The organism is Idiomarina sp. UBA3162 (assembly GCF_002364475.1).
In the GTDB taxonomy this organism is placed as follows: domain Bacteria; phylum Pseudomonadota; class Gammaproteobacteria; order Enterobacterales; family Alteromonadaceae; genus Idiomarina.
This window is the reverse complement of the sequence record NZ_DEYI01000004.1, coordinates 15295-39638: the sequence shown is the minus strand read 5'-3', so window position 1 is coordinate 39638 and position 24344 is coordinate 15295. Positions and strand designations below refer to the sequence as shown.

At 49.3% G+C, this 24344-nt stretch carries 21 protein-coding genes; 3 read left to right on the top strand and 18 right to left on the bottom strand.

Annotated features, from left to right (window positions below; all coding sequences use genetic code 11):
- Positions 1 to 1629 (bottom strand): TonB-dependent receptor (locus B2X00_RS00670; RefSeq protein ID WP_290485696.1); only part of this gene is annotated, 1629 nt, incomplete at its 3' end.
- 429 nt (positions 1630 to 2058) lie between these two features.
- On the opposite strand from B2X00_RS00670, the gene B2X00_RS00665 reads away from it, so the two are divergent.
- Positions 2059 to 3252 (top strand): endonuclease/exonuclease/phosphatase family protein, encoded by a 1194-nt coding sequence (locus B2X00_RS00665; RefSeq protein WP_290485695.1) that lies wholly within the window; start codon positions 2059 to 2061, stop codon positions 3250 to 3252.
- Positions 3253 to 3285: 33 nt separating this feature from the next.
- On the opposite strand, the gene B2X00_RS00660 is transcribed toward B2X00_RS00665, so the two are convergent.
- The 5 genes from B2X00_RS00660 to xseA all read right to left on the bottom strand — a co-directional run bounded on the left by B2X00_RS00660 (position 3286) and on the right by xseA (position 10737).
- The gene (locus B2X00_RS00660; RefSeq protein WP_071463185.1) at positions 3286 to 3663 is read right to left on the bottom strand and encodes a response regulator; all 378 of its coding nucleotides are present in this window, start codon (positions 3661 to 3663) and stop codon (positions 3286 to 3288) included.
- A 6-nt stretch (positions 3664 to 3669) separates the two neighbouring features.
- Entirely contained in the window at positions 3670 to 6126 is a 2457-nt protein-coding gene (locus B2X00_RS00655; RefSeq protein ID WP_290485694.1) for an ATP-binding protein, read from the bottom strand.
- 107 nt (positions 6127 to 6233) lie between these two features.
- Positions 6234 to 7811, bottom strand: coding sequence for a glutamine-hydrolyzing GMP synthase (guaA, locus tag B2X00_RS00650; RefSeq protein ID WP_290485693.1), 1578 nt, complete (start codon positions 7809 to 7811; stop codon positions 6234 to 6236).
- Between the two features lie 69 nt (positions 7812 to 7880).
- Positions 7881 to 9350 carry an IMP dehydrogenase gene (gene guaB / locus B2X00_RS00645; protein WP_290485692.1) on the bottom strand — a complete coding sequence of 490 codons (1470 nt, stop codon included), beginning with the start codon at positions 9348 to 9350 and terminating at the stop codon, positions 7881 to 7883.
- Positions 9351 to 9417: 67 nt separating this feature from the next.
- Positions 9418 to 10737: an exodeoxyribonuclease VII large subunit gene (xseA, locus tag B2X00_RS00640; protein ID WP_290485691.1), complete on the bottom strand. Its 1320-nt coding sequence runs from the start codon at positions 10735 to 10737 to the stop codon at positions 9418 to 9420.
- 123 nt (positions 10738 to 10860) lie between these two features.
- On the opposite strand from xseA, the gene B2X00_RS00635 reads away from it, so the two are divergent.
- Both B2X00_RS00635 and B2X00_RS00630 read left to right on the top strand, forming a co-directional pair.
- On the top strand, positions 10861 to 11811 hold the full coding sequence (locus tag B2X00_RS00635) for an alpha/beta fold hydrolase (protein ID WP_290485690.1): 951 nt from the start codon (positions 10861 to 10863) through the stop codon (positions 11809 to 11811).
- The gene (locus B2X00_RS00630) at positions 11808 to 13082 is read left to right on the top strand and encodes an O-acetylhomoserine aminocarboxypropyltransferase/cysteine synthase family protein (protein WP_006956913.1); all 1275 of its coding nucleotides are present in this window, start codon (positions 11808 to 11810) and stop codon (positions 13080 to 13082) included. The genes B2X00_RS00635 and B2X00_RS00630 overlap by 4 nt, the downstream gene beginning before the upstream one ends.
- Before the next feature lie 31 nt (positions 13083 to 13113).
- Here the strand turns inward: B2X00_RS00630 and B2X00_RS00625 are convergent, their stop codons facing one another.
- The 12 genes from B2X00_RS00625 to gspD form a co-directional block, all read right to left on the bottom strand.
- A complete protein-coding gene (locus B2X00_RS00625; RefSeq protein ID WP_006956914.1) occupies positions 13114 to 13938 on the bottom strand; it encodes a mechanosensitive ion channel family protein in 825 nt (274 codons plus the stop codon).
- A gap of 105 nt (positions 13939 to 14043) precedes the next feature.
- Entirely contained in the window at positions 14044 to 14781 is a 738-nt protein-coding gene (locus B2X00_RS00620) for a type II secretion system protein N (protein WP_290485689.1), read from the bottom strand.
- The gene (locus B2X00_RS00615; protein ID WP_290485688.1) at positions 14778 to 15308 is read right to left on the bottom strand and encodes a type II secretion system protein M; all 531 of its coding nucleotides are present in this window, start codon (positions 15306 to 15308) and stop codon (positions 14778 to 14780) included. The genes B2X00_RS00620 and B2X00_RS00615 overlap by 4 nt, the downstream gene beginning before the upstream one ends.
- Positions 15305 to 16522 (bottom strand): type II secretion system protein GspL, encoded by a 1218-nt coding sequence (gene gspL, locus B2X00_RS00610; RefSeq protein ID WP_290485687.1) that lies wholly within the window; start codon positions 16520 to 16522, stop codon positions 15305 to 15307. Before gspL ends, B2X00_RS00615 begins: the two co-directional genes overlap by 4 nt.
- A 1-nt stretch (position 16523) precedes the next feature.
- The gene (gspK, locus tag B2X00_RS00605; RefSeq protein WP_290485686.1) at positions 16524 to 17492 is read right to left on the bottom strand and encodes a type II secretion system minor pseudopilin GspK; all 969 of its coding nucleotides are present in this window, start codon (positions 17490 to 17492) and stop codon (positions 16524 to 16526) included.
- Positions 17485 to 18153 carry a type II secretion system minor pseudopilin GspJ gene (gene gspJ / locus B2X00_RS00600; protein ID WP_290485685.1) on the bottom strand — a complete coding sequence of 223 codons (669 nt, stop codon included), beginning with the start codon at positions 18151 to 18153 and terminating at the stop codon, positions 17485 to 17487. The genes gspK and gspJ overlap by 8 nt, the downstream gene beginning before the upstream one ends.
- Positions 18143 to 18544, bottom strand: a complete 402-nt coding sequence (gene gspI, locus B2X00_RS00595) for a type II secretion system minor pseudopilin GspI (protein ID WP_290485684.1) — start codon at positions 18542 to 18544, stop codon at positions 18143 to 18145. The genes gspJ and gspI overlap by 11 nt, the downstream gene beginning before the upstream one ends.
- Complete coding sequence (gene gspH / locus B2X00_RS00590; protein WP_290485683.1) at positions 18531 to 19109, bottom strand: type II secretion system minor pseudopilin GspH; 579 nt, start codon at positions 19107 to 19109, stop codon at positions 18531 to 18533. Before gspH ends, gspI begins: the two co-directional genes overlap by 14 nt.
- Positions 19110 to 19112: 3 nt before the next feature.
- A complete protein-coding gene (gspG, locus tag B2X00_RS00585; protein WP_006956922.1) occupies positions 19113 to 19550 on the bottom strand; it encodes a type II secretion system major pseudopilin GspG in 438 nt (145 codons plus the stop codon).
- Positions 19551 to 19552: 2 nt separating this feature from the next.
- On the bottom strand, positions 19553 to 20779 hold the full coding sequence (gene gspF / locus B2X00_RS00580) for a type II secretion system inner membrane protein GspF (protein ID WP_290485682.1): 1227 nt from the start codon (positions 20777 to 20779) through the stop codon (positions 19553 to 19555).
- Positions 20780 to 20782: 3 nt separating this feature from the next.
- The gene (gene gspE, locus B2X00_RS00575) at positions 20783 to 22264 is read right to left on the bottom strand and encodes a type II secretion system ATPase GspE (RefSeq protein WP_006956924.1); all 1482 of its coding nucleotides are present in this window, start codon (positions 22262 to 22264) and stop codon (positions 20783 to 20785) included.
- Positions 22257 to 24344 carry a type II secretion system secretin GspD gene (gene gspD / locus B2X00_RS00570; protein WP_290485681.1) on the bottom strand — a complete coding sequence of 696 codons (2088 nt, stop codon included), beginning with the start codon at positions 24342 to 24344 and terminating at the stop codon, positions 22257 to 22259. The genes gspE and gspD overlap by 8 nt, the downstream gene beginning before the upstream one ends.

Sequence of the window (24344 nt, the reverse complement as noted above, 5' to 3'; positions counted from 1 at the left end):
GTTACCTACTTCACGATTTTCGAAGCCTTCAAAGTTATCAAATTCCCAAGTACCTAAGCTTTCAGGTACGAATTTGTTGTATAAACGCAGACGTTCGTACTCAGCACCGAATGCGAGTTCGTGTTCACCGAACAAATACGTTGCATCAAAGTTGAAGGTTAAGTTTTGGTTCTCAACTTTGTTTGCGTGACGGTATTCGTCTGCGCCAAATGCGTATGATGGACCACGGAAGAATTCTTCGACCGTTACCGCACCAAAGTCCGCGTTGGTGATTGAATCAGAAACAACATCTTTATAGGTGATACCCATTTCGGTGATGAAGTTTGCTGACCAGTCGCTGTACAAGCGCGCGCTGATGTTGCTCATGCGCGTGTGGTAGTCATAGATACGCGAGTTAAGAACCACTGTATCGCCGCCGCTTGAGTGGCCGCGCATATCTGAGTTGTCTTGCCACTGGTAGGTTAAATCAAGACGGTGATCTTGGTTTACGTTCCAGCTTAATTTGGTCAACCATTTACGGTCTTTATCTTCTGGAGAGCCTGGCAGTGAATCTTGGATACCGTAGGTGTTGTCCAAAATGCGTAGGAACTCTTCGAAGTTCTCACGTGACGTATAGAACTCGTTGCTCGCGCCACTGCCTTGGAAACCGTATTGGTAATCTAACTCGCTGTTCCACTCTTCATAGTTAGTGAAGAAGAACAAGGTGTCTTCAATGATAGGGCCGCTCAGTGCCATACCGAAAGTTGAAGTTTTTTGAATCGGTTCAACGTCAACGGTTTCGTACTCACGGAAGCCTTGGTCATTACCAGAAGAACCGGTAATACGGTTTAAGCGCTTAGAGTCGCCTTTCATGTCAGGTGAAGAGTATTCGTAGAAGAACTCGCCTTCAAACTCGTTAGTACCTGATTTAGTGACTGCGTTGATAGTACCGCCAGAGAAGTCGCCTTTCTTGCTTGAGAAAGGTGCCACGTCAACTGAGATTTGCTCAATTGAACTCAATGAAACGGGTGGTTGCTCAGTTGGGTAGCCGCCGTAGTTTAGACCGAAGTCATCGTTCTGGCCGATACCGTCAACAGTGATGCTGTTTGAGCGTGGGTTACCACCTGCAATCGACATTTCGCCGTTACCACGGATAGATACCAATGGGTTGATGCGCGCGATGTCTTTAAGGTCACGGCTTAGGCTTGGCATGTTATCGATGGTTTCTTCACCGAAGTTGCTGCTCGCGCCGCCGCTTTCTGTCATGATGACTGAGCCAGAAACTGAAATACGCTCCATGTCGTTATTTTTCAGTTGGCTTGTCACACGTAAGGTATCACCCAAAGCAAGATAAAGATTATCAAGCTCTGCGTCTTGGTATTTGTCTGAATCGATAACGACTGTGTAAGGACCACCTACACGCAGACCTTTCGCAGTAAAGGTACCGTCAGCGCTAGTGACAAACTCGTTCACAGTCCCTGTCGGTTCATGGGTAACGATAACTTTAGTGTTCGCTACTGGGTTTCCTTGTGGGCCTGTGATCACACCGCGCATTGACGATGAGGTCTCTTGAGCCATGACACTCGTCGACATTCCTACTGCTAACGCGATGGCAGCAGAAATACGACTCACCTTGGAGTTGAATTTCATTGAGTTATCCCTGAGGTTGTAATTAAACGTACTAATGGTTTTGGTACAGCAAGCTCACTAGCAAATGAGCTAAATTTTGAGTGCGCATTTATAACGCTGGAATATGACAACTTGATGACACGAAGGGGCGTGCAGAAAAAACTGGGAGAGGATGCGGGACGTTCTACTTTACAGAAAAACGATTTAGCAACGCTTAACGAACCACGATACAACCGCCGATTCAAAACGGGAAAGCTGACTGCGTGAAAAATTTCACGGCAGCGGCTCAACGTAGGCTGTTTGTGAAGAACATTTAAATTCATTAAGCTTCTGCGACATTTTCGTGTCAGATATGTGACATATTTTAATCAATTTTTATCCACTTGCCTAGTGTTTAGGGAACCTTTATTCTTTTGCATTGTCGTAGCGTCCCATTCTGTAGGCTTTCACATGAATTTTATGCGTAGTATCTTTGCATTTTCACTGCTTTTAATAATGACTTATTCAACATCATCCTTAGCTCAAGACACCGTGCGTATCGCCACTTTTAACGTCAGTATGGACTCGAGCAACCACTTGCCAAACGATGCTTTACCGAACACTTACGAATCGGTTTTGCCCAAGGTTTTACAAGAAAATAATCCACAAATTCGTGGTATTGCTGAAATCATTCAGCGTGTCCGCCCCGATATTATTCTGCTCAATGAGTTTGACTATGTCCCTCGCGAGCAAGGCATCGATGTCTTTTTAAACAACTATTTAGGGGAATCGCAAAATAGTCTTGAGCCTATCGCGTACCCTTATGTTTACACGGCGCCCGTCAATACCGGTTCGCCCTCTGCGTTTGACCTCAACCGTGATGGCAAAGCAACGGGTCGAGGCAATGATGCGTGGGGCTTTGGCTGGTATCCTGGCCAATATGGCATGGTGATTTTGTCCAAATATCCAATACTTGAAGATGACGTGCGTACGTTCCAACACTTCTTATGGAAAGACATGCCAGGCCACCATGTGCCTTATGTACACGATGAGAATGGCAAGCCAACAAATGAACCGTGGTATAACGATGAGACCATGGCGCAATACCCGTTGAGCTCGAAATCACATTGGGATGTCCCCGTTCAAGTCGGTGGTAAAGTTGTACATGTCTTGGCTCAACACCCTACGCCGCCGGCTTTTGACGGTCCAGAAAATCGCAATGGCATGAAAAATTACGATGAAATTCGTTTCGTACGTGATTACTTGACCCCTGGTGCGGATAACTACATTTACGATGACCAAGGTCAGCGTGGTGGTATCGCAGCCAACGGATCGTTTGTGGTATTGGGTGACCTAAACGCACAAGCGGGTGCGAGCGGTGTTGAAGGTGCCATGACGCAGTTGTTAGAACATCCACGTGTTAACGATGTGATGCCGATGAGCCAAGGCGGCGCGAATCACTCGCCGGATGTTGAGGGATCACAATATCACACGGCAGCGTGGCGTAAACGGGTAGACTATGTGCTGCCTTCTGATGACTTAATTGTCAAAGACGCAGGCGTTTTTTGGCCGACTCAGGGTGAACCCGGCTATGACTTAATGAAAAAGCGCGATGCGTCTTCAGACCATCGCTTAGTATGGCTCGATATTGAGTTGCCGCAGTAGCTTAGTCAACGGCCAAGCCTTTTGGGGCTTGGCCTATAAGCGTTCATCCAAATCGCGCAGCATGCGCTCTATAATTTCATATCGAAACGGCTTACTGATAAAGCCTTCCATGCCTGCTTCACGGGCTTTCACTCGCAACTCAGAGTCATCAATCGCACTCACCATAAACGTCGCCGGGATCGACGGCATGGATTGTTTTAATTCAGCATACAAAGCTAAGCCCGACATCTGCGGCATATTCTGATCAATTAATACACAATCAACCGGCGTCTTCTTTAAAATATTCAGTGCATACACCGGGTTTGTCTCGGCAATCACCTGTGGCACACCAATCATCTCAATCAGCTCTTTGAGCACCATTAGATTGGTTTTGTTGTCATCAACGATCAATGCGCGTTTAAGACGTTTCATTTATACTTACCTCACGGGAAACGATAAAATAAATAAACTTCCCTTTTCTTGAGGTTGATAGCTGACCTCGCCTCCCATCAGGTTCATCAACTCACGACATATTGCTAGTCCGATTCCGGTCCCCTCGACTGCGGTTTGTTCTCGCCCAAATCGATTGAACGATTCAAATAGGCGTTCGCGGTAGAGCGGCGGAATTCCCCATCCTTCGTCTTTAACAGTTATTGTGTACACCTGTTCTGTTTGAGCTTCAATCACTTTTACTTTCGAATTGTTAGGACTGTACTTAATTGCATTAGACAATAGATTAGTTAGTACTTGCTTAAACCGAATTGGATCTATATCAAGTTCTGGCGGATTATCTAATAATTCACATTGAATAACGGTTTCCGATGTTTCTAGTATTTCACTAAACCAATCGATAGTTTCAGCAATTAAACGATGTGGATTCACGCGCTCAATGCTCACATCGAGTGCTCTCGATTCAAGTTTAGACAATGTGAGAATATCATCCACTAAATGATTGAGATGTTCAGCGGCGCTGATGAGTCGACGTAGCGATGTTCTATGTTCAACGTTAGCGAGCTTATAACGCAGAATATCTGCTATCCCGAGTATAGTCGTCAGTGGGGTTTTGATCTCGTGAGTAATTGAGGACAGCAGTTTCGATTTGGCTCGATTCGCCTCGTTAGCAGCATCTTTAGCGGCTCGTAAGTTCTGCTCGATTGCTTTGCGCTCACTAATATCGGTTAGTGTGCCGATGATCAGTTCTTGACCCGAGGCTTCATCATGCAATACTTGCCCGCGACTTTGCACCCACACATAGGAGCCGTCTTTGCGTTGCAAGCGGTAGTCCGCACTTAACGGTTGTCGACTCTGCTGGGCGTGTAAACGCAATGCTTGTACTTTTTCGCGATCATCGGGATGAATCCAGCTCGAGTATTCATCTAAGTTGAACACCTTTTCTGAACGCTGTGATATTTCTTTAAAGTTATCGGTTACCTCAACGCGGTTATATTCCATTGATTGCGTGATCAATGATTCACCGCTACTTTCTAATGCAAATCTTAGCCGTGCTTCGTTCTTTCGGAGGCTGAATAAGTTACTACGCAACTGCTCAGCGACTTGGGTAATTTGTAAGGCGAGTCTATTAAGCTCCGGCGCTTCGAGATCGGGAACCGTGAGTTCGAATTCTTGACGCCCCGTTTTCGCGAGTGCATTGGATAGTTTTTTGAGGTTGCGGTTTAATCGTTGACTGAAGCGCTGTGTGCGACTTTTTACAAACTGGAAGTACAGTAAGTAAAAGATCACCAGCCCGGCAAGCAGAATCAAACTGAGTAATTCGGTTTGTTGATAAATATTGTTGGTTCGTGCGAGTAGCTTTTCCTCTTCGACCAGCACCAAGACCTGCCAGTCGGTTTCAGCGACAGGATGCCAAGCGGCAATATAAGACATCCCACCGAGCGCTATGGTTTGCAAACTATCGGGGTTACTCTGCCAAAGCGACAGTAGTTCTTCAGCGCCGTCTATTTCGGTTAAGTTGGTACTTTGATAGTCCGTTTCATCGCGCTTTGCATGTTTTATCGAGTCGTTTGGGGGGACGTTGATATCAAGACGTTGTTGGGCTCGCTCCGGTAACGCAAGAATTTCTCCTGATTGGCTTGCGAGTAACACAAAGCCATCCCACGGTACTTGAGTATGCGTCAGGTAATTAACTAACTTATCAATGGTGACATCAGCACCCGCCACGCCTACCAGTGAATCGTTTTTATACACCGGCGCAATCACCGATAGCATCCAGCCTTGTCCTGCCGGATCAAGATAGACAGGCGTCCAAACAGGCTTTCTTGCCGGATTATGTTTTTCATCGGCGAGGTAAAAAAAGTTAAACTTAGGAATATCAACATCGGCCGCGTATTGCGAGCCGACATCAAAAAACGGGTAAATAACATTAAGGCTGTCGTGTGTATTAAAGTACACCTGCTGTATCCAGCTGTCGTCAGCAACCATTTGCCGCATCACTGGCGTGAGCATGCGTAACTGCTCTATACGATCTAGATTTTGCTGAGGCGACGGTGTCAACGCAGAATAAAAAGCGGCGATACCGTCTTCACCCAGTGCCTCTCGTGTAAAGAACTGCCCGCTCGCTCCCTGCGTCCACTGTTCATGACCTTGCCAGGTAATGCGCGGATCATCGAGCACCGCGGCTATGGCTTCACGGTAAAGAGCCAGTTGCTTCTCGACTGAGATCAACTGAGCATCAACCACCGTTGCTTGACGTTTGGCAATTTGCGTTGACTCGGATAAGGCCGTTTCGACGAGTTCTTGTTTAGTTTGCTGTGTGACCCATTGGTTAGTCACTACATAAATAGTTATCAGCGCCAACTCCACCATAATCATGGGTAGCAGCGCATAACGCCTAAACGCTTGCCAAAGACTCCGACTTAACGAACGGTTTCGATCCATCTTATACCGCTTAACAAATAACTACGAATAAGCGCTACTATGCCGTCTTTTCGTCAGTTCGGCAATGGCATAAAAAAGCCCGCGGGTCGCGGGCTTCGGTGATTATCTTATTCCCACTCTATCGTGGCAGGCGGTTTGCCTGAAATATCGTAGGTGACTCGCGAAATACCGTCGACTTCGTTGATGATACGATTCGATACTTTCTCGAGTAGTTCATACGGTAAATGCGCCCAACGTGCGGTCATAAAGTCGATGGTCTCAACTGCACGCAGTGAAACAACCCAGTCATACTTGCGCTGGTCGCCCATAACACCGACCGAGCGCACGGGTAAGAACACCGCAAATGCTTGGCTTACTTTGTGATACCAATCGGCTTTATGTAGCTCATCAATAAAAATCGCATCGGCGCGGCGCAATAAGTCACAGTACTCTTTCTTAATCTCGCCCAATACGCGCACACCCAGACCCGGTCCTGGGAACGGATGACGATAAAGCATGTTATAAGGCAGGCCGAGTTCAAGACCAATTTTGCGCACTTCGTCTTTAAACAGCTCACGCAATGGCTCAACTAAACCGAGTTTCATATCCTCGGGCAAGCCACCTACGTTGTGATGCGATTTAATGACATGTGCCTTTCCGGTTTTTGAACCTGCTGACTCGATGACATCGGGGTAGATGGTGCCTTGCGCCAGCCAGTCGACTTCGGTTAGCTGAGACGCTTGCTCGTCGAAGATCTCGATGAAGGTATTACCAATAATTTTGCGTTTCTTCTCTGGATCAGCTTCACCTTTCAGCGCGTCTAGGAAGCGTTGTTCGGCAGCGACAGGGATAATGTTTAACCCAAAGTGGTCTCCAAACATCTCCATGACTTGCTCGGCTTCATTTAAACGCAATAAGCCATTATCAACAAACACACAGGTGAGCTGTGAGCCAATTGCACGGTGCAATAACATCGCTGTAACCGATGAGTCGACGCCACCGCTTAAGCCCAAAATCACTTTATCGCTACCGACTTGCTCACGAATACGCTCGACAGCGTCTTCGATAATTTGTGCCGGTGTCCATTGTTTTTCGCAACCACAGATACCGCTGACAAAATGCTCGAGCATACGCATGCCCTGACGCGTGTGGGTAACCTCTGGGTGGAACTGAACACCGTAGAAACGACGTGACTCATCCGCCATCGCCGCATATGGGCAGTACGAGGTGGTTGCAACGGTATGGAAACCCTCTGGAATGGCTTCGACTTTATCACCGTGGCTCATCCACACGTCTAGTAATGGTTTACCGTCTTCGCTGACCGCATCTTCGATGGCTTCAAATAACGGGCTTTCTGTTACGAGCTCGATTTGTGCATAACCAAATTCACGTTCGAGAGAGCCTTGCACTGAACCACCCAATTGATGCGCCATGGTTTGCATGCCATAGCACACGCCCAAGACAGGGACGCCCGCCTTAAATACATAGTCTGGCGCGCGCGGAGAACCGGCTTCGGTGACGCTTTCTGGCCCACCTGAAAGGATGATGCCTTTTGGATCGAAGTCTTTAATGTCTTGCTCGTCGACATCCCATGCCCACAGCTCACAGTAAACGCCAATTTCACGGATACGGCGCGCTATTAGTTGGGTGTATTGAGAACCGAAGTCTAAAATCAAAATTCGGTGGTCGTGGATATCTCTGCTCATTGTTGGGTCCCAGTAACAGATAAAACTAAAAGTAAAAGAGCCGCCTTAGCGGCGGCTCACAAAGCGGTATTAAGAACTGCGGTAGTTTGGTGCTTCTTTGGTGATTTGCACATCGTGTACGTGTGACTCACCCATACCCGCCGCAGTCACTTTGACAAACTGTGGCTTGGTGCGCATCTCTTCGAGATTGGCGCAGCCGGTCAAGCCCATCGCCGAGCGTACGCCGCCCATCTGCTGATGAATAATCGCCGAAATGGGGCCTTTATAGGCGATGCGACCTTCGATGCCTTCAGGTACCAATTTTTCAGCTTCATTGCTGTTTTGGAAATAGCGGTCCGATGAGCCATTACGCTGATTCATTGCGCCTAAGCTGCCCATACCACGGTATGATTTGTAGTAGCGACCTTGGTATAGTTCGACTTCGCCTGGCGACTCTTCAGTACCGGCTAACATGCTGCCGACCATCACGCAGTGTGCGCCAGCAACTAAGGCTTTAGCAATATCGCCAGAGAAGCGAATACCACCGTCTGCAATCACCGGAACCCCGGTGCCTTTCAGCGCGTCAGCAGCGTCACTAATCGCGGTGATTTGTGGCACACCACAGCCAGTAACGATACGTGTGGTACAAATAGAGCCTGGACCAATACCAACTTTAACGGCGTCTACGCCGGCATCCACCAAGGCTTTAGCGCCCGCCGCGGTCGCCACGTTACCAGCGATGATTTGTAAGTTTGGATAAGCTTTACGCGTTTCCTGAACACGTTTTAATACACCGTCTGAGTGGCCATGCGAAGTATCAATCAGTAGTACGTCAACGCCTGCTTCAACTAACAGCTTAATGCGCTCTTCGGTACCTGGACCTACGCCAACGGCTGCACCTACGCGCAATGAGCCGAGTTCGTCTTTACATGCGTTCGGTTTGTTTTCGGCTTTTTCAAAGTCTTTGAGGGTGATCATGCCTTTTAATTTGTAGGCATCATCGACCACAAGAATTTTTTCAATGCGATGTTTATGCATTAACTGCAAGATTTCATCGCTTTGCGCGGTTTCGTGTACGGTCACTAAACGTGACTTATCGCTCATGACTTCTTTAATAGGTTTCGAGTCATCGTCTTCAAAGCGAGTGTCACGACCGGTCACGATACCCACCAAGTCACCGTTTTTCTCAATAACAGGGAAGCCTTGGAAGCCGTGTTCGGCGGTCAATGCCTTGATTTCACCAATAGTGGTGTCAGGGTTGACTGTGACAGGATCATTGACCATGCCACTTTCGTACTTTTTCACTTTACGTACGTGTGCCGCTTGCTCTTCAGGCGTCATGTTTTTGTGAATAAAGCCAATGCCGCCTTCTTGCGCCAACGCGATGGCGAGTGGTGCCTCGGTAACGGTATCCATCGCTGCTGAAACCAACGGGATATTGAGCGTGATGCCACGCGTTAATTGGGTTTTGAGATCCGCTTGATGCGGTAAGACATTTGAGTGCCCTGGGACAAGTAGGACGTCGTCGAAAGTAAGGGCTTCTTGGGCGATTCGCAGCATTTGCAACACTCCGTGACTGGATTCATGTTGCGCGTGGATTTTACTCGATAATGGTTATTTTAGCAACTTATTCTGAGCACTTTCTAACGTTAAATTCGCCACCTGCGACTTTAACATTGAGTTTTTGCTCATCTTGGGCCTGCTCAGGCTGGGTGATTACGCGTCCCGCTTCGTCTCGCACAATGGCGTACCCTCTATCAAGGGTATTCAGTGGACTCACCAAGTTTAATGCGTGCAGTAACGCCCTGTGGCGCTGGTGTTGTTGTTTGAGCCATGCTTCAGCGACTAACGGTATCCGTTGCTGAATCTGCAAGAGCTTCTGTTGAGCACGCGACAATTCTCGCTGCGGGTGGACCTGCTGCAAGCGCTGGATAACATGCTGACATCGCTGTTGCTGATTAATCAAGGTTCGCTGCTGGGCGCGATACACTCGCGCTAATAATTCATCTAAACGCTGACTTTGTTGTTGCAACTGTCGTTGCGGATGCTGTTGATTCAGTCGAATTTGTAGTTGTTGTAGTAAACTGTGTTGACGCTCTATGCGGCGCTTTTGGCCCGTCGCCAAGCGCTGTTGTAACTGCTGTAAACGATTGACTTGAGCGCTACGATCTTGAGTCACCTGCTCGGCGGCTGCCGACGGTGTCGGCGCTCGCAAGTCGGCGATAAAGTCACAGATGGTAAAATCAACCTCGTGGCCGACCGCACTGATAACAGGCATCGGGGCGTCTAATAATAAACGACCCACCTGCTCATCATTAAAACACCAAAGGTCTTCTAACGAACCACCGCCACGGGTCACTAGCAGCACATCGACTTCATTACGCTGAAACGCAGTGAGTAAGGCGTTTTTTATTTGCGGTATGGCCGCGTCGCCTTGCACAGCGGTCGGGTAAATAATGACCTCGACGCTCGGATCGCGGCGCTTCATCACCGCTAACACATCTTGAACAGCTGCGCCTGTCGGCGACGTAACCACACCAACACGGCGGATGTGTTCCGGCAGTGGCCGCTTGCGCTCTTGCGCAAATAACCCCTCGGCGGCAAGTTTTACTTTGAGTTGCTCAAACTGCTGCTGCAACAAGCCGATACCGGCCTCTTCCATATGCTCAACAATGAGTTGGTAGTCGCCACGCGGCTCGTACACCGTCACTCGGCCACGCACTAACACTTGCACGCCATTTTGCGGGCGTACTTTGGCGCGCTGATTATTACCACGGAACATGGCACAGCGTATCTGGGCGCGTTCATCCTTTAAGGTGAGATACCAATGGCCCGAGTTTGGTGCGGCAAAATTGGATATTTCGCCCATTAACCATACGTGCCCAAAGCCCTGCTCTATGGCCTTACGGATATCGCTGTTGAGTTGTGTGACGGTATATATCGACATGCGCAAATCATAACACACCCAAAGTGCGTGCCACCATATCACATTTGGACGTCTAAACATCTTGACGGTTAAACGTAAGTATTGCTAAATTGAATTCATTAATTAATTAGCGTTGAGGTCATCATGGTTTTTCCGGTAGGACGCTCCTTTTATACAGAAACACCTTATGGACGGGTGAAAGGCTTTCGTTTCGGCAATGTTGATGCGGAACCCGAAAATACAGTGATTGTGCAAGGCGGTATCAGCGCCAGTGGTCAACTTTGGCGTTTAGACGGTTATGGGTGGTGGCAGTCGTTACACCCGCTATTTGCGCCGCACCCTGAGCTGCAAGTGATCAGTTTAGATTACCTCGGTGGCGTGGGCGGCTCTGATACACCTGACGAACCTATTACACTGGCACAGCATGCCGAAGCTTACGCGCACACATTGAAGTTGCTCGATTTGCAGCATCCCGGCGCTTGGGTAGGTGGCTCATTTGGCGGCGTTCTCGGTTTGCAGTTGGTACAGGATGGGCTCATTAAACCCGATGCACTGGTCGTGATTGGCGCGGCCCATCAACCATCGGTGCAATCGGCGGCACTGCGCCTATTTCAGCAAGCGTTATTGCAACAAGCCGATTGTAGCCAGCAAGGAGTGGTCCTTGCGCGGGCACTGGCCATGTTGACTTACCGCAGCGCAGATGAATTTGAGCAGCGCTTTAATGATGGCGATGAAGCCTTTAGCTATTTACTGGCGCAAGGTGAAAAACTACTTAAGCGGCATGGTCAGCATGCGCAGAGCTTGTTTACTCATTTGACGCCTATTTTAAACGAGTACCGAATCGACCCATCGCGCGTTACGGTGCCGGTGCAACTGGTTGGCTTTGAGTCCGACATTATTGCGCCCCCGCGCTTGATGCATCAGTTAGAGGCGGCGTTACCGGATTGCCGTGGACTCGCCCTGATTGATACACCTTTTGGACACGATGGTTTTATTAAGAACGTAGCCGACTACGCCGCTGTTGTGCGCCATTTTTTGCCCCAACTAAAGACGACACGAGGTGCTCAATCACCCCTGACCGAGGATATTTTATGAAAGACGAAACGTTAGCGATTCATCATGGTTATACCACCGACGCAACTACCAAGGCGGTTGCTACGCCGATTTATCAGTCGGTCGCTTTTGAGTTCGATAACGCCCAGCATGGGGCCGATCTATTTGATTTGACGGTGCCGGGTAATATTTATTCGCGCATTATGAATCCGACTCATGATGTACTCGAGCAACGCGTTGCCGAGCTCGAACATGGCATCGCAGCACTCGCCGTTGCATCGGGGATGGCTGCGATTGAATATGCGCTGATCACGCTCGCCAGTCAGGGCGATAATATTGTCACTACGCCGCAGCTCTATGGGGGCACCTATACCTTGTTCCGCCACATGCTGCCCTCGTTTGGCATCGAGGTACGCTTTGCTGAAAATGATACGGCAGAAGCGGTTGCAGCGCTCATTGATGACAACACCAAAGCCGTTTATTGTGAAACCATTGGCAACCCCGCGGGTAATGTAGCGGATTTAGAGGGCCTCGCTGAGGTCGCTCATGCCCAAGGCGTACCGTTAGTGGTTGATAACACAGTGGCTTCACCGGTGCTCTGTAAACCCATCGATTTTGGCGCCGATATTGTCGTGCACTCGTTAACCAAGTATATCGGTGGCCACGGGACCTCGGTGGGCGGACTGATCGTGGACTCAGGTCGTTTTGACTGGGTTAAGCATAAAGACCGCTTCCCACAGTTTAGTCAGCCGGAGCCCGCGTATCATGGCATTGTCTATACCGAGGCATTTGAGGCTGCTGCTTTTATTGCGCGGGTCAGGACCGTTGCACTGCGCAATACCGGTGCGGCGATTTCACCGTTTAATGCGTTTTTAATCCTGCAAGGGCTCGAAACGCTCCCGCTACGGATCGAGCGTCATTGCGAAAACGCACTGAAAGTGGCTGAGTATTTGCGTGAGCACCCGCAGGTTGAGTGGGTACGTTTTGCCGGCTTTGAGGATGATGCTTATTACCAACGGGTGCAAAAATACATTAATGGCGGTGTTCCTGCTTCGCTGCTGACCTTTGGAATTAAAGGAGGGTTTGAGGCCGGTGTCCGTTTTTACGACGCATTAGCGCTATTCAAACGTTTGGTGAATATTGGCGATGCTAAGAGTTTAGCGTGTCATCCTGCTTCTACCACTCACCGCCAGCTCAATGAGCAAGAACAAGCGGCGGTTGGTGTGACACCTGAGGCGATACGCCTTTGTGTGGGTATCGAACATATTGACGATATTATTGGGGATCTCGAGCAAGCCTTACAGCAAGCATGAAAAAACGGGGCCTCGGCCCCGTTTAATCATTTTATTCTTTATCTTCTTTTTTGATATGGACATCCATTTGTGGGAACGGAATACCAATACCTTCTTCATCTAACCGATCTTTAATCTTCTCGAGTAAGTCCCAGCGCGTTGGCCAGTGGTCTTCGGTTTTAGTCCACGGGCGCACATTAAAGTCCACTGACGAACTATTGAGTGCTGTAACGGTCACGACAGGCTCTGGATCTTGCAAGATGCGCTCGTCATTTTTAAGCACCTCCATTAATACCTTTTTCGTTTTTTGCAAGTTAGCGCTGTAACTGACACCAATCACCAAGTCGATACGACGGATGGGTTCGCGGTTGTAATTAGTAATGGCGCTACCAATCACTTGCGAGTTGGGTAGATAGACCACTTTACGATCCGGAGTTTTTAAGATGGTCTGGAAGATATTAATTTCTTCAACCGTACCCGCTGTTCCTGCGGCTTCGACGTACTCACCCGAACGAATGGGACGGAACATAATTAATAATACGCCCGACGCGATGTTCGAGAGTGAACCTTGCAATGCTAAACCGATGGCAAGACCCGCGGCACCTAAGATGGCAATAAACGATGTGGTTTCAACACCGATTTGATTCAGTGCGACCATCAATGCAGCGATGAAAATCAGTGATTTAACAATGGCGGTCAAAAAGCTGATAACAGCGTTGTCGACCTGACGTTTTTGCATCCCTTTGCGCATGATTGAGGCGAGGATACGCGTTACTATTGAAGCGGCAAACAGAATAACAATCGCGACAATCACTTTGATCGAATATTCGATTAGCATGTCTTGGTTATTATTAATCCAATCAATTATAGCTTGCATCAAAATGTCCTTTTGTTGGCAACGATACGATTATATATAGCATCTGATTTCTTGAAGATGCGTTCAGATTAACGATTTATTTTGATCTCGGCAAGTTGGCGACCACTAAATTGAGAAACGATAGCGTCCCTGATTATCCGGTCGTCCTAAATAACTCAACATTTTTGCCAGTCCCTCGGGGGTCTTTGGATTGGGTTGCACCGTACCGTTCACGCGAATTGAACTGGGGCTCACCGTACCCTCGAAATTAAGACCCAAGCTATTTTCGCCCACCATCGACAGAGCTACGGCCCCGGCTTGTGCACAGCCTAGACTAAGCGGGAAATCACCCAGTGACTCCCAGCGATGGTTGACCAATACCCGAATGTTGGAACCCGACGCATTTCCTTTTAATGCACTACAAAGCTTCGCACCCGACAGATCATTCAGTGCATAATTTTCTAATGCGATGCGCCATTGTCCTTCTGTTTTTAATGGCATATTAAAGTTGACGAGTTGCATCAGCGGCGCCAGCTCGCCTGTTGCACGAAGCTGAGTTAATTCAATCGCGTTAAATGATGCACTGCCCGATGCTTGTGCGGTCAATGGATTATTTTTGCTCGGCACCGTCACTGAAAAGCCGAGTTGACCCGTAATCAGTTGGCTGGGTGCTAGTGACCAACTGACGTCATGAAAAGCAGTATGGTTCACTACTGCATAACCAATCCGACCTTGCCATAACGTGCCAGAGACCTGCTCGACATAGATACCGGCTGGCATAGGCAACCAATGCACCACCGCTGCCGGAATGTAGGCAATCAGTGCAATGAGATAGACTGGAATTAACCACAACCACTTCTTCATGATTTCTCCGTTACCAACACTTGTCGCACACGTACTTTGCCGGGCTCGTCTAACCGCGCTAAATCGAGCGTCGTCACTTGCAGTTGATAAGTTTGTTCGAGCGCATATAACCAACTCATCGCTTGTTGATACGAGGTTTCATCGACACTGACAATGAGTCCATTGTTTTGCGGCTGCATCCGTGCAATTTGGATCTTATTGCTGGCAGCCGCTTCGTTGACGCGCTGCGACAACGACCCACTGACCTCGGATTGTGCTTGGGTTGCAGACAATGACTGATAGCGTGCAACTTGTTCACGCAGCCAGAGTAACTGTTGCTGCTGCCCCTCTAAGCGCCGTTCTGCTAATTGCTGGGCGTTATAGGTGGGTTGCCACACCGCAAAGTAGATAATGGCCACGATAATCACCGCACCGAGCCCTTTTACGAGGTTTTGCTCACGTACCGCAAGTTGCGCCCAGCGCTGTTGCGCACTTTGTACTACGGGCGTTTGCGCGATTTTTTGTAGTAATGGTGTAAGACGACTCATGAACGACCTCCTTGATAGGCGATAGTTAAGGTGCCAGCAACACCATCACCACGGTTATTCAGTGCGCCCTGTTGTACCTCAAAACCGAGTTGCTGTGCTTGGTTCTGGAAGGCTTCAAATTGTGAGAAATTCTGTGCCACAGCTTGCATTCGCAACGCACCATCTTGATAACGCAATAACTCGAGGCTTAGTTGTGGTTGTTGCTGAAACGCCGGCGCCAGCTGGTCCAGCATTGCCAATGCCGATGGCATGGCTTGATCATCGATACCTAAGGATTGTAATTGCTGACGCATCTGCGCGCGTAGATTAACGATGCGTGTTTGATTCGGAAACGTCTCTTTGTACAACGCTTCTGCTTGCTGTTGCAGCTGCTCTGCTTGGTGATTTAAATAGGCTGTTTTGACCCAGCTACTCGCCAGCGTCACTGCCAGAGCGATACCTGCCGCCCACGCCAGCGGCTGCCAACGTATTTCAAGGGTTCGTTTGGCTCGCTTGGGTGCATACCGTTGACCGCGAATATCAAGACTGACCCGCTGGTTGGCAAACGCCACCATCGGCAGCTCACTGTTGGCAAACTCGAGCGCTAACGTGCTGTCGTTGAGCGCAATGTCAGAATAAGCGACCACTTGATTGGTTTGTGGGTACTCACTCTGTTTTAATCCGACCACGGCGTCCGCCAATGTTTGCTCAACGGCTAAGCCATCCCATCGCGCCATACGAATGAGCACGTCGTCAGCGATTTGCACACCTGTCCACTGTTGTTCGCTCTCTGGTTCTGGCAGCATCAGGTAGTCAACTGCCCACTCATCGGCTTCAATATGCGCGGCAGCCATCCATTGCTGCCACTGCTGCATTTCACTATGACGGACAACCGCTACAGGGATTTGACCTTCTTTAATGCCATTTTCCGCCCAAGCAAAATGCAGGCTATCAATGTCATCTGCTAGTTCATCTTCCAGCGCGTAAGGGATTAGCTTATCCAAGTGGCGTTTGCCACTGTTAGGAATAGTGACTTTACGCATCGAGATCGCTTGCCCCGGACACAACAGCGTCACCTGACAGCGCTTTGCCTGCTCGGTAAGCTGCGTCAGCTCAGCTGGATCATTGAGCTCACCACTAGCAATCACTTCGGCACCTGAGGGCTGCCAAATCAGCCAGCTTATTCTTGGCTCGGCATCGGAGGCCGGTAACCTGATGAGTAAGCGTTCTTGCATATCAATCTTCTCCCATGGCTCGGTACACAACACGTGCTTGACCTGATGTCACGCGGAGTACTGAGCGAGCGGTGGTCTCTAACGACCCCCATTGTATATAGGCTTGTAGTAAAAAATACTCACTGCTAACAGCGAGTTCATCAAGTGCGCCGGTTTCACCGTCCTGCGCACCTGTTAGTAAACTATCTTGCAGCAATTCTTCGCGGCTTTCATAGCCCGCTTCAGGACGTGCTTGGATCAATTGTTTGGCACCATCCAAGGTTAGCTTACCTTGAGTCACCGCCACCAGCAAAACGGCACGCTCTTCGTCCAGTGTGTTGACGTTAATACGCAGCTCTGCGTTACCTGGAATGGCGCACACGTACGGTTTAATACGTTGCACAACTTTCGCCGTAAACCCTTTAATCATTCGCAATTCACTGACATCAAATAACAACCCATTTGCGGTTTGATAGGGGTGCGGTAGCGCTTCGTAATCGGGATCTTCGGCACCACTTTGCGACAGTTCACTGTCGCTGTCGAGCCAGTCGGTCAGTGCGCCTGCCAAACTCTCGGCTTGGAAGGCATCAAGCTCTAGGCTCACGAGTAGTTGTTGAAACTGCTTGCGGCGTTTTTCAAGGCTGAGGCCTTGCTGCTCAGTGCCAGCTAAACTGTTGAGGTTGAAACAACTACGCAAATCCTTTACTTGCGCAGCTATCTGTCCGCCTTCCACCGGGAACGGCCCGGCGCGTTGTGCCCAGTTCTGATTGGCATGAACGATGCCGTCATTTCGTTCGATTTCTTGTTGCAGCACTTCTTTAAGTACGGCTTCGCCACTTAACCACATCCAGTAACTCTGTTCTGATTGCTCAAAACTGGCAGTCCGTGTGACTTGACGTTGCAATTGAGTGCCTAAATTAGTCGCGATGACAGCGATGATAGCCATGACCAATAGCACGGTTATCAGGGCAACACCTTGCTGTTTACGCATTGTTGTCGTCCTCTTTCTTAACCGTTTGTGCAGGCTCAACGCCGGTTAAAAATCGCCGTCTAATTTCGCCGTAATCCTCGCTGTCTATAGTCAGTTCAATGGCAGCGGGGAAATCATCCGGTGTTTCCCAGCTATTGCGCCAGCCTGCTTCAATGCCTTGGTTCGACTGAGACTGTTGAGACGAGCGATAAAAGCGTACTTGAAAGGACTTTACGCCCGCTAACAGATCTTGCACTACCGGCTCACCACTGCGATCGTTCACATACGGGTAGGTCATGCGCTGTAAAACATTATCTTGCACGCGATAGACCACCGGCTGAAGTTCACTGCGTGGCAACATTAAGCCAGGGTTATCGTAGCCGCTGCGCACAAATCCTAACACGCCACTTTGTGATTCAATCATGCGTTCGTCATTAGTAATCAGTTGTTGTGCGACTTCTAAACCATCAGGGCGCGTTGGCTTTGGCACCGCTTGGCGCATGTCTTGTTGGATAAGCAGCCAAGTAAATTGCAGTTGCTCGATACGCTCGGAGGATTCTTCTGATAAGCTTTTGGTACGCGACATTTGGTCAAGCACCGTGTAGCTCGCAAGCCCTACCAAAGTAAAAATAACCATGGTGACCATGATCTCAACCAAGGTAAAACCACGTTCAGAGCGCATTATTGCCTCCGTCGGTATCGGATGATTGAGGTTTACGAATATATTGTGTGAGTCGCGCCCATTGGTAATCCTGCTCCCCCTGTGTGACTTCAATAGTCACCGCCACCACATTGGGTGTGACCGTTTCTACCACTTGTTGTTGCCACTGCCATTCAACGCCGCCTTGTCGTTCACTCCCACGCTGATTATCTTTAATCGGCCAGGTGTTTGCCAGATTCAAATCGGTCAGTCGGTTAGCCGCTACGTACTGGGCGAAGGTACGTTGTTGGATGGTGCTTAAACTATTAAGGTGACCACTGGCAGCCGACACCGCTGCCAGTGCCGCCATCGCAAAGATGGCGATGGCAACCATGACCTCGATTAATGTAAAACCACGATTATTGCGTTTCATCACTGTCGGCTATGCGAGTGGTCCAAGCGCTATCAGCAATTAGCCAATAACTCGGTTCGGCATTAAAGGGTGCGGCAAATTGAATCGAAAACTGTGTCAGCTCGCCGGTTGGCAGGATCAGTAGCTGCGGCACCACCTGCTCTTCGTCTTGATTATCGTCAGACGGCGAAAACAGGGTGTTTTCTAACTGTTTTTCTTGCGCGATAAAGGGTGGCTCATCAATGCGCCATTCCAGTGTGAGGTTATCTTGGTAATCCTGAGCGGCTAAGCCCTTTTCACTGACCGCTTGCCAACCCCAACCTTCTTGCGTTTGTTGCCACCTTAAAAACTCATACCCCTCGGTTTTAAGTAACAACCCGAGCGGACGTTGCTCTATCATGGCGCGCTCGCGTGCCCACTGGAGCTGGGCTTTCAGTGTCGCAGCAGCGGTTTGTGGCGTGGTTTCATCGCGGGTCATGCTTGGCACCGTAAATACCACCGATGCAGCAATCAATCCCACGATCGCCATCACCACTAGAATTTCAACAAGGGTAAACCCTGATGGCTTGCACGCCGATGAGCGCATTTCTTAGTTAGATTCGTTGTCTTGTCCGATCATCCAGTTACCAAAATCATCATCAGTGCCTGGCTGTTGATCGGGACCGGGTGAGAAAATATCGATATCGTCGTACTCACCTGGATTAAGTAACATATAGTCGTTGCCATATGGGTCTTGCGGCAAACGTTGAATATAGCCGCCATTGCGGTAGTTGCGAGGCTGCGGATCAACGTTCGGACGCTCAACCAAGGCTTCAAGACCTTGCTCCGTGGTTGGGAACATGCCGTTATCTAAGTGATATTGTGCTAGCGCGTTCTCAAGCGAGACTAAGTCGGCTGTCACTTTCTGTTTATTCGCCTGCTCTTGGCTGCCCAACACATTGGGGAGAATCATGGTAGCGAGAATACCGATGATGGCGATCACCACCATAATTTCGACCAATGAAAAACCTTGATTTTTACGCATCATATTTAAAACCCTATACTCTGGTTCAACTGCAAAATTGGCTGAATAATTGACAATACAATAAAGAATACAATCCCGGCCATCGAAACGATAAGTACCGGCTCAAAGACTTTGAGTGATATTTGCACCAATGATTCAAATTCTCTGTCTTGGTTATCTGCGGTGCGTCGCAACATTTGCTGCAACTCACCGGATTTCTCACCTGCGGCAATCATGTGGAGCATCATTGGTGGAAACAACCCCGTTTCCTGCAATGCCGCACGCAATGATGCGCCCTCACGTACCCGCGTCGCCGCTTCGTCCACGGCTTCCCTGATCGCACGGTTACCAATCACCGTGGCGGTGATTTTAAGCCCATCGAGTAACGGCACTGCCGATGAGGTCAGTATACTCAAGGTGCGCGCAAAACGCGCCGTACTGACGCCGCGAATCACTCGACCTAATAAAGGGAGTTTTAACAAACGCCGGTGGTATTTGAGTTCGTGCTCGGGCTTCTTTAACCATTGTTTAAACGCCAGCACCAACACCACAATACCGGCTAAGATAAACAAGCCCCAGTTCTGTAGAAACTCCGATAACCCAATCATAAATTGGGTGGTGGGTGGTAAGGTTTGCCCGAGCGTCGAAAAGTTGTGCACGATTTGCGGCACAATAGACACTAGCAGAAATATCACAATACTGATTGCTACCAATGTCAGCATTACTGGATATACCAACGCCTGCGTGAGCTGGCTCTTCATATGCTGGCGTTGCTCAGTATAGTCGGCTAACTCATCCAGAACTTGGTCCAAGTGACCTGACTTTTCACCCGCGGCAACCATCGCTGTGTAGAGCGAATCGAACACGCCGGGATATTCGGCCATCGCCTCCGCCAGACCATAGCCTTCTACCACTTTACTGCGTACTGCCATGAGTAGCTGTTTCATGCGTGGCTTTTCACTTTGGTCTGCTACAGCGAGTAAACATTGCTCAATGGGTAGAGCCGAGTTGACCAAGGTGGATAACTGACGCGTAATCAGCGCTAAATCTTGCGCTTTAACGCGGCGTACACGACGCCAACGGCTGTGCTGTTGGCCTTTTTTCTGTTCTTGCTCAGCAGCAGGCATAACATCCATGGGGATAAGCCCTTGGTCGCGCAATTGCTGACGCACCTGACGGATGGTGTCTGCTTCGATGATACCTTTTTTCTTACGCCCATCTGCCGCCAGCGCATGATACTCAAAAGCCGCCACAGATTACTCCTCGCGCGTTACGCGCAAAACTTCCTCAAGGGTGGTTACGCCATGACGTACTTTCGCCAAACCATCGCTGCGAATGCTCGGGGTATGCTTACGCACGTAGCGTTCAATAGATTGCTCACCGTGGCCGTTATGAATGAGCTCACGTACGTGCTCATCCACTTCGATGAGTTCATGTATGCCCGTACGGCCACGATAACCGGTCTGATTACACTTTTCGCAACCTTGTGCACGGTAAATCGTCAACGCTGAATCAGTCACACCGAGTAACGCGCGCTCTTTTTCGTCGGCCTGATGCGGCTGCTTACAGTCTGGGCACAAGGTCCTTACTAAGCGCTGTGACAACACGGCGAGTAGGCTTGAGGACAACAAGAATGGCTCTACGCCCATATCTTCCAAGCGGGTTATCGCACCCGCTGCGGTATTGGTATGCAACGTCGACAAAACCAAGTGACCGGTTAATGATGCCTGTACAGCAATTTGTGCGGTTTCGATATCGCGGATCTCACCGACCATAACGACATCAGGGTCCTGACGCAAAATCGCACGTAGGCCCCGCGCAAAGGTCATATCAACGCGCGGGTTAACCTGCGTCTGCCCGATACCATCAATTGCGTATTCTATCGGGTCTTCGACCGTCAAAATGTTGCGATCTTTCGAGTTAATCTCGGTCAATCCGGCATAGAGCGTGGTCGACTTACCCGAACCGGTAGGACCGGTAACCAAGATAATACCGTGAGGTTTGTGGATTAGCTCGGCGAATACTTCGCGGTTGGCTTCTGTCATACCGAGTTGCTCGAGATTAAGACGGGCATTGTTTTTATCTAACAAACGCAGTACCACGCGTTCACCATGATTCGATGGCATGGTCGAAACCCGCACATCGACGGCGCGTCCGGCAATCAGTAAAGAGATACGTCCATCTTGCGGCACGCGCTTTTCGGCAATATCCAGCTGCGCCATAACTTTAATACGCGAAACCAACAATGAAGACAGCTTGCGATTAGGTGTCAGCACCTCACGCAGAACGCCGTCGATACGAAAGCGAATGGTTAATTGCTTCTCGTAGGTTTCAATGTGAATATCTGACGCACCTTCTTTAATCGCCTCACTCAACATCGCGTTGATCAGTTTGATAATAGGCGCGTCGTCTTCACTTTCTAATAAGTCTTCGGTTTGCGGCAGCTCATCGGCTAGTGAAAACAAATCGGACTCATTGCCGATATCTTCCATCAGTTGTTTCGCCTCAGATGAGTCGCGCTGGTAGGCTTGGGTCAGCAAGCGCTCAAAAGCTTCGGTATCGTGCCGTTGCAAGGTAAATACCTCACCTAAACGGCGCCGTACCTCAAGTAATGTCTCTGCTGACGCGCCGTCGCGATGATGCACGACGGGCGGCTCGCCATCTTCCACCACAACTCCAAAGCGCTTAGCAAAGCTGAAAGGTAAGCGCTTTGTGGCAATATTGCTGGCATCAGTCATCTTGTTGCTCTTTTAACTCTTGTTTAATCGCGCCCTTTTCGTTGAGGTACTCCTCAAAGCTCGGCGGCAAGGTTAAATCGCTGTTCCAGTCGTTCATCACCGGCGTTTCTTTATCCGGCATCAGCGCAACCCCCCGTGAGCGGCGATCCAACTGGAGTGCACGCATATAGTTGTACTTCTGCTTGCTGATGTCGGAGAGCTTGCTACCGTCGCGTACAATAGTGGGACGAATAAACACCATCAAATTACGTTTTTGCGTTGACGTCGAGGTCGAGCTAAATAAGCGACCTAAAAATGGAATATCGCCAAGCAACGGGATCTTAGAGACCGACTCTTGTACGTCCTCATCAATGAGACCACCGAGTACGATAGTTTCTCCGTCTTCTGCCATCACGGTGGTTTTAAGCTCGCGTTTGTTTACAATCACGTCGACTGAAGTCGCACCACTTAGACTCGACACTTCTTGTTCAATCACCATTTGTACCGCGTTGCCTTCGTTGATCTGCGGCGTGACTTTTAGCTTGATACCGATCTCTTGGCGGTCGACGGTTTGGAATGGACTATCGTTATCGTTGCCTAAGGTCGACCCGGTAATGGTCGGCACTTCCTGACCCACTAAGAAGCTTGCTTCTTCATTGTCGACAGTGACAATGCTGGGTGTCGCCAAGATGTTTGAGTTGGTGTCTTGCGAAATAGCTTGAACAACAGCGGCCCAATCATCTTTGATGGTGCCGAACATCATGCCGTTAACACTCCCCAAGAGATTAGCAAGTAAATCGAGATTACCGCGCTCTTCTGGGTTGGTGGTTGTCACGGTTTGACCGTTATCATTAACCGTGGTGACTGATGTGCCTTCACGCGGGCGTGCTTGATATGCCGCTGCGGCTAAACTACCGATAGGCACTTGGTTACCCGTATTGTATTGAACTAAACCACCGTCTTCACTGATCCACTGAATACCAAAGTCGACGTTATCGCCTTCGAGTACCTCGACGATGATGGCTTCGACTTGTACTTGCGCACGACGAATATCGAGATCGCGGATGACATTTTCCAGCGCCGACAACATGTCAGGTTCAGCCGTGATAACGACGGTGTTCGTGGACTCGTGCGCGCTAATACTAATGCTGTTATCAGAGCGGTTACGAATCGAGTTTTGACCTGTTTGTTTCGCTTCTTCCGCTTTAATCGACTGACTGACGTTTTGTAAAACCTCAACCATCTCTTCTGCGCGCGCATACTTCAGATAGTACACGCGAGTATTGCCCTCAGTTTTAAGGTCTTGGTCGAGTTGTTTTATCAACTTCACAACCCGCGAACGTGCCCGAGGTTCACCGCTGACAATCACGCTATTACTGCGCTCGTCAGCGACAATTTTCGGGATCAATAACGCGGGTGTGCCATCAGCATTGGCTTTTTCGAACAGGTTTTGAGCAATGCCAACGAGTTCGCGTGCCGAAGCGTACTGCAGTTCGACGATGTCGACATCTTGGTCACCGGCTTTATCAACACGTTCAATAATTTGTACTAAACGTGAGATCGTTTCGGCTCGGCCTGTCATCATAATGACGTTAGACGGATCATAGCTCACCACCATGCCGCCGCCCGTTTGATCGTTTAGCTGACGTAATAACGGTGCCAACTCACGCACCGAGACGTTTTCTACCGGCACCACGCGAGTGATCATGGTGTCGCCCTGTTCCTTTTGGTCACCTGCGACTACTGGTAAAGGCGCGTGTTGAGCGTCTTTATCACGGATAACTTTAATCACGCCGGAGTCCATTTGCACTGCGGCAAAGCCATAGACTTCTAAGACGTTTAAAAAGAATTGGTAGTACTGTTCTTGATTCATCACGTCGTAGCTACGCACATCAATGGTGCCACGTACATTGGGATCGATGATGATAGTTTTGCCCAAGTTACGTCCGACAACTTGGATAAACTCGGTGATATCCGTATTTTTAAAACTAGCGGCGTACTCTTGCGCAATTGACGGCGCGGGCATTGTCATTGATACCGACCCAATAGCGATAGCCAGCGCGCTCAACCATGTTTTTGGACCAAAACGAGTAACTGTCAT